Source organism: Autumnicola musiva (assembly GCF_031846585.1).
Lineage (GTDB): Bacteria > Bacteroidota > Bacteroidia > Flavobacteriales > Flavobacteriaceae > Autumnicola > Autumnicola musiva.
This window is the reverse complement of sequence record NZ_JAVRHK010000004.1, coordinates 90,407-103,344: the sequence shown is the minus strand read 5'-3', so window position 1 is coordinate 103,344 and position 12,938 is coordinate 90,407. Positions and strand designations below refer to the sequence as shown.

Below are 12,938 nucleotides of genomic sequence, written 5' to 3'. Positions count from 1 at the left end.
ATTCTCTATGAAAAAGATCATCCTATTCCTATTGGGAGCATTTATTGCTCAAAATGCTTCTGCACAAATTGATTTCCCTCAAAATGAAGTAAAGATAAATATAGCAAATACTATTGCCATTGCTTCTGTAGAATTAGGTTACGAGTTGTTTATGGACGATAATCAATCTATAGATTTTGGCCTGCTTCTTAATGACCGTATGAACTATCATTCCGAAAAAGGCTCCCGGAATTTTAAAACCAACAGTTTTAAGGTAGGTTATAATTTTTATTTTGGAACTGAAAATTCCGGATCAGGATTTTTTGCAAGTCCTTTTGCTAAATTAAGAACAGGTAAATTTACCGAAGTAGTGAGCATAGAAGAAGAGGAGGTACAACGTGAAACCGATATGAGCGCATTCATAATCGGTATAGGTGGGGGTTACAAATGGAACTTTAACGACACCTTTGTAATTGGCCCTTATGCCAATGTAGGGAGAAATTTTAGCAGTGAAGTTAAAGATCGTTTTTCTGCCATAGAATTCAATACCGGTTTAAGCGTAGGCTACAGATTTTAATTTTCAGATTACTTAAAATTATAAACCGGCTAATTTGTCTAATATGATTTCCAGACATTGGACAGGAGTTCTTAAGCCTGAACAAGCAGAAAACTATATTTTATACCTGAAAAGGGAAATTATCCCTCACCTGAAAAACCTGAAGGGTTTTCACACGGCGCCAGTATTAGAAGGCAAAGGTCTGGGGACGGAGTGGAATTTATGTTTATCTCAAACTGGAGTTCTATGGAAGCAATTAGAGCCTTTGCCGGAAAAGAACTTAATGTGGCGGTAGTTGCCGAAAAAGCACAAAAAATGATGCTGGACTTCGATAAGGAAGTCCGGCATTATGAAGTTATTTATTCTGACAATGGCTGAAGAAATTAAGAAATTGAAGAATCTTTCCAAACCTTGTAAGCAGCAAGATCTTTTTCAATAAGATTCAAACAAAAAGCAATTACCGCCGCATCATCCAGATATCCTATAACAGGAATAAAATCGGGAATCAGATCAATTGGGGAAAGCACATACAGTAAAGCACCTCCTATAGAAGCAATTATATTCCACGGAATTTCCCTGTAACTACCATTGGAATAATCCCGAACCAGGGAAAACAAAATCTGAACATCATCAAAATACCGGCTTAATTTACCTTTATTTTGAAATTTAGACTTGATCTTTTCTTCTTCTTCCTGAAGTTTATCAAGATCCTTTTCCTGAAATTCATCCTGTCTCTTATCGTGTTCTTTTTCAGCTTGTTCCTTAGAAAATATGCTCATTTTTATCGAATTGGATTTTATTATATTTTTTCTAAAATAAGAATTTTATATGAAATGAAAGTTCTGCCTTTGCCAATCTTGCGCCAGAACTATCTTAAGAATGCGTTAATTCAGCAATTAGATATTTATGCTGCGGGAATTTTGGATTAGCTGCTTCCTTTCTATTATCAGCAGGATAAAATTCAGCCGCTATTCCTCCTCGGCTACAAAACGGTGGTCTACCGGCATCACTTCCCCACAATTATCACAGGTGCGTAATTCTCTGCTTTCGTAAAAATGTTTAAAATGCTTCAGGAAATCTTTTTCAATATCCTCCAGTGGAAAATATACTTCATAAAGCTTATGGTTACAGTTATCACAAAACCATAACAGCCCGTCATTGCCTTCCTCATTCATGCGTTTTCTTTCCACAACCAGACCTATGGAGCCCTCTTTTCTCACCGGCGAATGCGGCACTTTCCCCGGATTCAAATACATATCTCCCGGCCCCAGCTGCATGGTTTTCTTTTCGCCGTTTTCCTGTACATGCACTTCAATATTTCCCTCCAGCTGGTAAAATAGTTCTTCCGTTTCGTTATAATGATAGTCCTTACGGGCATTTGGCCCGGCTACTAACATCACAATATAATCGCCAGATTCTTTGTACAAATTCCTGTTGCCCACCGGCGGCTTTAAAGTATCCCGGTTTTCTTCCAGCCATTTATTGAGATTAAAAGGTTTGTTTATAGCCATTTTTTAATGTTTTTGCTCCTAAAATTAAACATTCTGCACAAGAATTCATTATTATAAGCCTGATAATACTAATAGCGCCTGCTCCGCACCGCGCTATCCGCTGCAAGTCCTCGCCCTAAAAAGGGCTGTTGGCTTCACGCTACTATCGCTGGCGCAAATTTAAGTTATGGCTTTCGTTGTGCCTCTTTGAGTTATTTCTCTTGTTTCTTGTCTCCTGCCTCTTTAACTCGTTTTCTTTTTAACTGCTAAACTCCACTCCAAACTCCCAGCTCCTAACTTTCCTCTATTCACTCTTCACTTTACACTTACACTTTCCGCTACCATTCTTTTTATTAACTTTCAGCATTTCACAAAAGATTATTAATTATAGCGTACCAACAAAACTTTAATATGAAAAAATTAATTCTCCTCTTCAGCCTTAGCCTGTTTATCTCCTGCAATCAAAATACATCTTCTGAAGCAGCTCACACTTCCGAAGAAAATTCAGCAAAAAATACTAATGATTCTATTCCAAATTTCGGAATTGTAATTCACGGCGGCGCGGGGACAATTCTTAAAGAAAACATGAGCGATTCTTTAGAACATGCCTACCGGGAAAAACTGGAAGAAGCCATTACCACCGGGCATCAAATCCTTGCAAACGGAGGCACCGCTATAGAGGCGGTGAGAAAAACTATTAATGTCATGGAAAATTCTCCGCTGTTCAACTCGGCTAAAGGAGCGGTTTTCACCAATGATGAAACTAACGAATTAGACGCCTCCATTATGGATGGAGAAACGCTGAATGCCGGCGCGATTGCAGGAGTATCTACTGTTAAAAATCCTATAGATCTGGCTTATGAGGTAATGGTAAATTCTGACCACGTGTTGCTTGCCGGAAAAGGTGCTGAAAAATTTGCTGAAGAACAGGGACTTGAAATTGTAGACCCTTCTTACTTCTATACTGAAAACAGGTTCCAAAGCCTTCAAAGGCTAAAAGAAAGGGAAAAATCACAGGCTGGTAATAAAACTGCTTTTCATGATCCTTATATAAAAGACTCAAAATATGGAACGGTAGGTTGCGCTGCTTTGGACAAAGATGGCAATCTTGCCGCGGGAACCTCTACCGGGGGAATGAGCAACAAAAAATATAATCGTATTGGAGATTCTCCCATTATTGGCGCGGGCACTTATGCCAATAATAAAACCTGTGCAGTTTCCGGCACCGGCTGGGGAGAATTTTTTATTCGCGGGGTAGTTGCTTACGATATTTCAGCACTTATGGAATATAAAGGCCTGAGCCTTCAGGAAGCGGCAAGCCGGGTGATACAGGAGAAAAACCCGGAGCTCGGTGGCAACGGCGGTATAATTGCTATAGATAACCAGGGCAATGTTGCCATGGAATTTAATACTGCCGGCATGTACCGCGCGAAAATGAACAAAAACGCAGAGCTGGAAATTGGCATTTACGGGGAGTAAAATTCAGTTTCATAATTTTTTCACAGCCATTGGCTCAAAAATGATTACAAGAAAAATCTTAACATATAATTAGAACAGGAAAATAGATGTTACGGCTTTCAGATTTTAATTTTAGAAAATTAAAATCAGGATTAATGAAGCGTTGCTTTTTACTTATTTACCTCCTGTTTAGTTTTTCTAATCCTTTTGGTTATAGCCAGGCATTAACAAGGGCGCAGATTGACGATACCATCGCCACCATTCCATCTTTTTCTATACATAAAAATAATTATTTTATTACCGGTGTCCCAATGGACGAAAAAATTTCAAGGGAAACTTCCGATGTTAAATACCAGATAAGTTTTAAGCAGCTGCTAACAAGAAAAACCCTGCCATTAGATACTTATTTATTTCTTACTTACACACAAACAGCATTCTGGACTATTTATGCCAAATCCAGCCCTTTCGAAGAAATTAATTTTAATCCCGGTATAGGCCTCGGTAAACCTCTCTATAACAAGGAGGATAAATTAATGGCTATGGGATATTTGCAGTATGAACATGAATCCAACGGGCGGGACAGTATTTATTCCAGAAGTTGGAACCGGCTTTCTCTGAGTTTTGAAGCTGCGCTTAATGCCCGCACCACTGTAAGGATAAAAGGCTGGTTTCCATTTAGATATAAAGAGGACAACCCGGAAATTTTAGATTATCTTGGCCTGGGAGAAATAAACCTTTCTTACCAGCTTCAGCCTGAAAAATGGATTCTTGATGTAAGGCTTCAGAAAGGATTGGATGACTGGAAGGGTTCTGTAAGGGCACAAATTTTTTATAATTTATTTAGAGCATCTAACCAGTATTTAATGTTTGAATGGTACAATGGCTACGGGGAAAGTCTTATTAGTTTTAAAGATTTTCGTAGCATAGTGCGCATCGGCTATGTTATAAAATCGAACAACCTCAACCTCTTCAAATTTTCATCTAATTAATTAACATTTATTTAAGTTCTTTTAGTTCGGTGTGTTCCGAACCAATACTATATTTGCAGCTTTAAAATTGTGACCTTAGCATATATGAACTGTTGTTCCCCCGAAAAAAGAAAGCTGATAGAAGAAATTGGAGTACACTTTGAAAAAATACACCAATTGGCGCCACTTGCTGCCCGAATTTATGCAATTATGGTCTTATCTCCTGCAGACGGCCAGACCTTTGAAGAGATTATGACTATTACAGAAGCCAGTAAAAGTTCAGTCTCTACTCAGCTCAACTTACTTCTTCAGCTTAAAAAGGTTGAATACTTCACAAAATCCGGTGACAGGAAAAGATATTTTCGTGCCAACAGGTTGTACCTAAAAACAACATTAGAAGGATACCTGGAGGATATCACCCAAGAGTTAGAACTTTTAGATAAAATTACAGAATTTAACTCTACTTACAACAAAGAGAAATTTGAAAAAACCGGTGCCACTGCACTGCTTTTTAAAGATTATCTGCTTAACCAGGAGCAAAACATCAGGAATATCATTAATAAAATGTCCGAAATCCAAAATAATTAACATCAAAACAATTTCCTTTAAAATGAAAAACCTCTTTAAATATATAGCTGTTACCGCCGGGCTAGTAAGCATAATTTCATGTGGCGATAACCAAAACCCACAACAGCAGGCCCAGGGTCCTGCCCCTTTTCCCGTAATAGAAGTTCCTACTAGGACAATAACCGGCTATACTTCATACCCTGTAAATATTGAAGGAACCGTTACCAGCGGTGTAAGAGCTAAAGTTTCAGGTTACATTACCGATGTTGTTGTAGATGAGGGGCAAGAAGTACGAAAAGGACAGACACTTTTCAGACTGGAAACCGAATCGTTGAGCCAGGAAGCAGAAGCAGCACAAGCTAGTGTTAACGCCGCCCAGGTTGAAGTAGATAAATTAAAACCTTTGGTAGAAAAAAATATTATTAGTGAGGTACAGCTGGAAACTGCAAAAGCAAACCTGCAACAGGCAAAAAGTGGCTACCAAAGTATTGCTGCCAATATTGGCTATGCAACTATTAAAAGTCCAATAGACGGAAAAATAGGGGCAATTCCTTTCAGAGAAGGTGCATTGGTTAGTCCAAATGACCCACAGCCACTAACTACCGTTTCACAAATAGATGAAGTGTACGCTTTTTTCTCTATGAACGAAAGGGAATATTTAAATTTTATTCAGGAAGCTGAAGGAGAAAGTATTTCAGAGAAAATTGAAAATTTCCCTCCTGTACAACTTCAGCTGGTAAACGGACAAATTTATGAGCAGGAAGGAGAAATCCAAACTGTTACGGGGCAGGTAGACCCTTCAACAGGAACGGTAAGTTTTAGAGCTATATTTCCAAATCCAAACCAGATCCTGGCCAATGGAAATAGCGGGAATATCAGAATTCCAAAAACATATACCGATGTTCCGGTTGTTCCAGAGTCTTCTTCTTTTGAACAACAGGGGAAAGTTTACGTATATCGCGTACAGGGAGACAGTATTGCGGTTTCTAAAGTAATAGAAGTAAGAGACCGGGTTCAAAGCCTTATTGTAGTAGCATCTGGTGTGGAAGCCGGAGACAAGATTGTTGCCAAAGGAGTAGGACAACTCCGTAATAATACGCCAATTCAACCACAACCGGCAACTTTTGACAGTATTGCCAATTCACTGAATCCCGTTTTTAAATAAAGAATAGTTCCATGTTAAAAAAATTTATAGAAAGACCGGTATTATCTACGGTCGTTTCCATTATAATTGTGGTCTTGGGTATTATAGGGATTACCACCCTACCCGTTACCCAGTATCCAGATATTGCACCGCCTACCGTACAGGTTTCAGCCAATTATCCCGGGGCCAATGCCCAGACGGTATTGGAAAGTGTAATTATTCCCATTGAAGAACAGATAAACGGTGTAGAGGGAATGGATTATATTACCTCTACTGCCAGTAATAACGGGAGCGCCAGTATCGAGGTGTTTTTTGACCAGGGGATAGATCCTGATATTGCTGCCGTAAACGTTCAAAACCGTGTAGCCAGGGCTACTCCATTGCTCCCCATAGAAGTAACACAATCTGGGGTAACAACCCAAAAGCAGCAAACAAGTTCGCTGATGTTCTTCACGATCCTTTCTGAAAATGAAGAATACGACGCTACTTTTATACAAAACTACCTGAACATTAACGTAATTCCGGAATTAAAAAGGATTAACGGAGTGGGTGATGTGAGGGTTTTTGGTGCCAAAAATTACGCCATGCGTATCTGGCTTCAACCTGAAAAACTTGCTGCCTATAATCTTATTCCTACAGACGTTACCGCCGCCATAAATGAACAAAGTCAGGAAGCCGCTGCGGGTGCACTTGGGCAAAATGATGCTGAAGCTTTTGAATATGTAATAAGGTACAGCGGTCGCTATACTACCGAAGAACAATATGGTGACATTGTAATTAAAGCCCTCGGCAACGGCCAGTTTCTCCGCCTGAGCGATGTGGCCGAAATAGAGTTAGATGCCGAAGGTTATAACGTGATTTCTTATACTAACGGGGTACCCGGTGTAAGTATGGCCGTTTATCAGACTCCTGGTTCTAACGCACAGGAAATTATTGAAAACATACATTCGAGTTTAGAGGAAATGGAAAGAGATTTTCCCCGTGGACTCTCTGTCTTTGTAAACTTTGACACAAACGAATTCTTAACTGCTTCTATAGAGAAAGTGGTAGAAACCCTTCTTGAGGCTTTTATCCTGGTATTTATTGTGGTATTTATTTTCCTGCAGGATGTAAGGTCTACCCTTATTCCCGCAATTGCGGTTCCGGTGTCCATTATTGGTACTTTCTTTTTCCTCAATCTCTTTGGATATTCCATTAATCTCCTGACTCTTTTCGCCCTGGTACTGGCTATTGGTATTGTGGTAGATGATGCTATTGTAGTGGTGGAAGCTGTCCACGCTAAGATGGAAGAAGGTGCAAAAAACTCCCTAACGGCAACCCAGAGCGCGATGGATGAAATTACAGGTGCAATTATTTCTATTACTCTAGTTATGGGTGCTGTATTTATTCCCGTTACCTTCATTTCCGGGCCAACAGGAGTGTTTTACGAACAATTTGGAGTAACACTAATTGTAGCTATTGCCATTTCAGCTGTTAATGCTCTAACCCTTAGTCCGGCTTTATGTGCCTTGTTCCTTAAACCTCATAATGATGAAAAAGATAAAAAGAAGAATGTTTTACAGCGGTTCTATTCCTCCTTTAACACTGCCTTTGATGCCACTATAAAACGTTATGGAAAATCCCTTTCATTTTTGTACAAGCATGCCTGGATAACAGTGGCCATTTTGCTGCTTTCTGTGGCAGCTATTTTTTGGGCAGAAACTAGTACTCCTACAGGCTTTGTTCCAAATGAAGACCGGGGGATGATATTTGCCAATATTGAGCTTCCTGCAGGCGCTTCTTTAGACCGTACGGTAGAAATAACTAATGAATTGAGCCAAAAAGTAAGACAACTTGAAGGTGTGGAAGGTGCCTCTATGGTAAACGGTTTCAGCTTAATTGGAGGGGCAGGTAGTAACTACGGCCTTGGACTTATTAAGCTGGATAACTGGTCTGACCGTGAGGACGAATCACTTTCGTCTGATGCTATCACAGCCAAACTGTTCCAGATTGGTGCCCAGATACCTGATGCCAATATCCTGTTTTTTGCACCGCCTAGTATCCCTGGTTTTGGAGTATCGGCAGGTTTTGAAGCCAAGGTGCTTGACCGTACAGGAGGAACTTTTGAAGAACTGGACAGGGTAACCCAGCAGTATTTACAAGATCTTAGTGCACGCCCGGAGGTGTTGTATGCACAGAGTTCATTTAATACTAATTATCCGCAGTACGAGATAGATCTTGATGTTAGTCGTGCAAAAGCAGCCGGTGTACCGGTAAGCAGCATCTTCTCTACCCTTCAGGGATATATTGGTAGTATTTATGCAGCAGATTTTGCCCGTTTCGGAAAGCAATACCGTGTTTATGTACAGGCTTTTCCTGAAGACAGGGCAACGGTAGACGACCTTAATTCACTTTTTGTAAGAAATGATGAAGGTGAAATGGCTCCAATCACAGAATTTGTAAGCTTGAACAGGGTCTATGGACCACAATCCGTAACCAGGTTTAACCTGTTTAACTCGGCCAATGTTAACGGTTCAGCGGCGCCAGGTTATTCTTCAGGTGATGCAATTGCTGCCGTCCAGGAAGTAAGTGAAACTTCTCTGCCTACCGGCTTTGGAATTGGTTTCTCTGGCTTAACCCGGGAAGAAATTTCTGCAGGCGGCCAGACCCTCTTCATCTTTATGCTAAGTATCCTTTTTGTGTACTTTATCCTCTCGGCCCAGTACGAAAGTTATTTATTGCCGCTAACCGTCTTGCTTTCATTACCTGTGGGGGTTATGGGTGCATATGTGGTAACGAATCTTGCAGGTTTACAGGCTAATATTTATTTCCAGATTGCATTAATTATGCTACTGGGGCTCCTGGCAAAAAATGCTATTCTTATTGTAGAATTTGCCATACAACGAAGGCAGGCAGGCCATACAATTGTGGACGCTGCATTAGAAGCCGCTAAGGTGAGATTACGTCCAATCCTTATGACATCTTTTGCCTTTATTATTGGTCTTCTTCCGTTGGTTTTTGCCGGTGGTACGGGAGCTGCAGGTAACCGTTCTATTGGTACCGGCGCTGTTGGAGGGCTTTTAGTAGGAACTATAATTGGTGTTTTTATTATACCAATATTATTCATCTTCTTCCAGTGGTTACAAGAAAAAGTAAGCGGCAAACCAGAAGCTGCAGAAAATAAACAATAAGAAAAAAGAAATATCGAAAATGAAAAGAGCATCCATATCTAAATTCTTACTTCTGCCGGGGCTTATACTAAGTTTGGGTTCCTGTTTTGTTGCCAGGGATTATGAGCAGCCAGAGATTGTAGAAGAAGAGCATTACCGAACCGATACCTTTTCCCAGGATTCGCTGAATATGGCCAATGTATCCTGGAGGGAGATCTTTACCGATCCTGTCCTCACCGAATATATTGAAGAGGGGCTGGAAAACAATATTGATATTAGAATAGCCATACAACAGATACTTGCGGCAGAAGCTTACGTAAAACAGGGAAAAGCTGCATACTTTCCCACGTTTAATGTCAATGCTCAAATGACCCATCAGGAGTTGTCTTCCAACAGCCAGTTTGGTAGCCTGTTTTCTTCTATAAATCAATATGAAGTTAGCGGGGCACTTTCCTGGGAAGCCGATATATGGGGTAGAATAACCAGTGCGAAAAGAGCATTCCAGGCGCAATACCTTCAAACTATTGCCGCTCATAAGGCTGTAAAAACCCGTTTAATTGCAAATATTGCTTCCAGCTATTATCAATTACTCGCTCTGGATGAACAAATAAGAATTACCGAGCAAACAATTGAAACGCGGGAAAACAGCCTTGAAACTACAAAAGCTTTAAAAGAAGCTGGCAATGTTACCGAAGTTGGCGTAAAGCAAACAGAGGCACAGCTCTATACCGCCCAGGCAATCCTGATAGACCTTCAAAACCAGAAGCGTTTGCTGGAAAATTCTTTTTCCATTCTGCTTGGAGAAGCACCAATGCAAATTGAAAGAACCGATTTGTCCCGGCAGGAAATCACTACCGAACTTAATATTGGAGTACCTGCACAGTTGCTAAGAAACCGGCCTGATGTGATTGCGGCTGAATACAATCTTATTAATGCATTCCAGTTGACCAATGTTGCAAGGGCAGATTTTTATCCTTCCCTAACTTTATCGGCTACCGGAGGTTTTCAGAGTTTAGACTTGCAGGAGCTATTTGATCCCAATTCCCTTTTCGCCACTATAGTGGGAGGACTGGCTCAACCCATTTTTAATGTAAGAAGGATAAGGACAGAATATGAAGTCTCCCAGGCAGAACAGGAGGAGGCACGGTTAAATTTTAGAGATACGTTTCTCACAGCTACCCGTGAAGTGATGGACGCGTTATATTCCTACGAAGCGGCCACGGAATCAATTGAAGTAAGGCAAAATGAGTATGAGGCATACCAAACCGCTACAGATTATTCTGAAGAACTACTTAATAATGGTTTAGCCAACTATCTTGAAGTTCTTACTGCTCGTGAAAATGCCCTTAATTCCAGCTTAAATTTGATAGATGCAAAATATAATCAACTTCAGTCCATGGTAGATTTATATCAATCGTTGGGCGGAGGCTGGCAATAACTGTTAGGTATTGTTTTAGTTTGTTAGTTGTTGGTTAGCAGCCTCAGAATGGTAATTATTCTGAGGCTGTTACTATAAAGTTTAACCTACATATTTTTTAAAACATGTGAATGAAGAACAACTACACCTTCAGCGCAATAAGGATCGCTCATAAATATCCTCTTTTAAGCAATATTATAAAACAGGCTGTTTTCTGGATTTTATCCTATTCGCTTTTATTATTAATTATACATTATAACACTGCTTCTATTATCAATGCTGTTGATGTAGAATTTCATAATCCGGTTATTTCCATGGGAGTGGTTGTTATACTGGCAGGCTTAATTCTGGGATTTTCCCTTGGATTAATAGATGCTGTACTGGCAAAGAATCAATTTAAAAACATGCCGCTAGGAATAAGCATACTTATAGGAGGCGTCCTGTATTTTATTGTTTTAATGCTGGTAATTAACTTTATTAGATTCTTTTTACTGAATTATGCCAGTCAGCTGGTTTTTGATGAAATCAGCATCAGGATTCTGGAAGATAACTGGAAATACTACAACTATATTTTAATGGCTTATAGCTTTTTCATGACGCTGGTAATAAGTTTTGTGAACCAGATGAATAAAAGGTTCGGGCCGGGTATTTTAATTCCGCTCTTATTCGGCAGGTATCGCTATCCCAGGGAAGAAGAAAGAATTTTTATGTTTATGGACCTTACTTCCTCAACAAAACTTGCTGAAAGGCTGGGCCATTTAAAATACAGCGCACTCATTCAGGATAGCTTTCTTGACATCAACAGAATGGTAAAAAAATACAATGCTGAAATTTATCAATATGTAGGAGACGAAATTGTGGTAAGCTGGCCACTTCATATTCCGGGGAGATTTTCTTGTATAGATTTCTTTTTTGCCGTTCAGGAGCAATTACAAAGCCGGAAAGAATATTATCTGCAACGCTATGGAATTACACCACATTTTAAAGCAGGAGTACATGCCGGCATTGTTACCGCCGTTGAAGTAGGAGATGTTAAACGAGATATTGCCTATCACGGAGACACCTTAAATGTGGCAGCCCGAATAGAAGGGCTTTGTAAAATTTATAATGAATCCATACTTATTTCAGGCACAGTAAATAGTATGGAAAACATTCGTAATTCTTATTTATCAAATTCTCTTGGGTATCAGGAATTACAAGGCAGGGAAAATCCGGTGGAAATCTTCAGTATTGAAAAACGAAGAATTTAATCGTAAATTCAGAAAATTGAAACAACGTCCAATGAAAAGCATATTCAAAACACCAAATAAGCTACTGCCTATTTTTCTGGCATTGTTTTTATGTTTTAACACAACAAAGGCCCAGGTGGTAAAAAGAGACAGCCTCCCCTCATCCTGGGAATTACTAAAATATGACGGGATAAGTGCTTTTGGAGGGATAAAAAATACCTACACCCAACCTTTGCGATGGAAAAAAGAAGATTTTATAACCGCAGGAGCAGTGGTTTTAGGTACGGCCGCTTTATATATAATCGATGAGCAAAGCAGCGACTGGTTTATAGCTCAGGAAAAGGATATTCCACCATTAATCAGGGATATAGGCTGGTATTCCGGAAAGCCCGTAAATAACTACTCCCTTACCAGTGCCATATACCTTTATGGATTATTCACTAAAAATGAAAAGGTGCGAAAAACCGGTGTATTATTAATCTCGGCTGCCACTGCTGCAGGATTATTACAAACTTTTACCAAAACTGCTTTGGGGAGGGCAAGGCCCGGCGTGGGGGAAGGGAAATGGAGTTTTAAACCTTTCAGTGAAGAAGAAGGCTATCACACCTTCCCGTCTGGTCATACCATTTTATCTTTTACCACTGCTTATGCCATAGGTAAACAGTTTGACAATCCATTTGTAAAGGGCGGTATATATACCCTGGGACTTATTGCTCCTGCTTCCCGTCTTTGGGCCGGTGCCCACTGGCTTACCGATATTGGTTTGAGTATAGCCATAAGCATTGCTGTGGTAGATACTATTGACAATTACCTGAACAGAGATCGAAATTATGGGAATATTGATCCTCACAAAACTAAAATAAGCTGGGATTTTCAGATGGGTCCTGGTAGAATTGGCATTAGAGGTACCTTCTAACACTGTAAGGAACATCACAGTTATTTTCTATAGGCTATACGCAGGAAACCATTTTCAGAAATAAT

11 protein-coding genes and 1 pseudogene are annotated in these 12,938 nt (G+C 39.9%); 10 read left to right on the top strand and 2 right to left on the bottom strand.

Annotated features, from left to right (window positions below; all coding sequences use genetic code 11):
• Positions 1-7: 7 nt before the first annotated feature.
• Positions 8-556 carry a DUF3575 domain-containing protein gene (locus RM539_RS07450; RefSeq protein WP_311502759.1) on the top strand — a complete coding sequence of 183 codons (549 nt, stop codon included), beginning with the start codon at positions 8-10 and terminating at the stop codon, positions 554-556.
• Between the two features lie 225 nt (positions 557-781).
• Positions 782-913: a hypothetical protein gene (locus RM539_RS07445; RefSeq protein WP_311502758.1), complete on the top strand. Its 132-nt coding sequence runs from the start codon at positions 782-784 to the stop codon at positions 911-913.
• 77 nt (positions 914-990) lie between these two features.
• On the opposite strand, the pseudogene RM539_RS07440 reads toward RM539_RS07445, so the two are convergent.
• Together RM539_RS07440 and RM539_RS07435 are read right to left on the bottom strand one after the other, a co-directional pair.
• Positions 991-1,314: pseudogene (locus RM539_RS07440) on the bottom strand (YkvA family protein); the annotation flags it as partial.
• 189 nt (positions 1,315-1,503) lie between these two features.
• Positions 1,504-2,046 (bottom strand): 3-hydroxyanthranilate 3,4-dioxygenase, encoded by a 543-nt coding sequence (locus RM539_RS07435; RefSeq protein WP_311502756.1) that lies wholly within the window; start codon positions 2,044-2,046, stop codon positions 1,504-1,506.
• Positions 2,047-2,436: 390 nt separating this feature from the next.
• On the opposite strand from RM539_RS07435, the gene RM539_RS07430 reads away from it, so the two are divergent.
• From RM539_RS07430 to RM539_RS07395, 8 genes are all read left to right on the top strand, one after another.
• The gene (locus RM539_RS07430; protein WP_311502755.1) at positions 2,437-3,504 is read left to right on the top strand and encodes an isoaspartyl peptidase/L-asparaginase family protein; all 1,068 of its coding nucleotides are present in this window, start codon (positions 2,437-2,439) and stop codon (positions 3,502-3,504) included.
• Between the two features lie 134 nt (positions 3,505-3,638).
• Entirely contained in the window at positions 3,639-4,472 is an 834-nt protein-coding gene (locus RM539_RS07425; RefSeq protein ID WP_311502754.1) for a phospholipase A, read from the top strand.
• Between the two features lie 69 nt (positions 4,473-4,541).
• Positions 4,542-5,039: a GbsR/MarR family transcriptional regulator gene (locus tag RM539_RS07420; RefSeq protein WP_311502753.1), complete on the top strand. Its 498-nt coding sequence runs from the start codon at positions 4,542-4,544 to the stop codon at positions 5,037-5,039.
• Positions 5,040-5,061: 22 nt separating this feature from the next.
• Entirely contained in the window at positions 5,062-6,183 is a 1,122-nt protein-coding gene (locus RM539_RS07415; RefSeq protein ID WP_311502752.1) for an efflux RND transporter periplasmic adaptor subunit, read from the top strand.
• Between the two features lie 11 nt (positions 6,184-6,194).
• On the top strand, positions 6,195-9,332 hold the full coding sequence (locus RM539_RS07410) for an efflux RND transporter permease subunit (RefSeq protein WP_311502751.1): 3,138 nt from the start codon (positions 6,195-6,197) through the stop codon (positions 9,330-9,332).
• 19 nt (positions 9,333-9,351) lie between these two features.
• Entirely contained in the window at positions 9,352-10,749 is a 1,398-nt protein-coding gene (locus RM539_RS07405) for an efflux transporter outer membrane subunit (RefSeq protein ID WP_311502750.1), read from the top strand.
• Between the two features lie 110 nt (positions 10,750-10,859).
• Entirely contained in the window at positions 10,860-11,978 is a 1,119-nt protein-coding gene (locus RM539_RS07400; protein WP_311502749.1) for an adenylate/guanylate cyclase domain-containing protein, read from the top strand.
• A 31-nt stretch (positions 11,979-12,009) separates the two neighbouring features.
• Positions 12,010-12,873, top strand: coding sequence for a phosphatase PAP2 family protein (locus tag RM539_RS07395; RefSeq protein ID WP_311502748.1), 864 nt, complete (start codon positions 12,010-12,012; stop codon positions 12,871-12,873).
• Positions 12,874-12,938 lie beyond the last annotated feature (65 nt).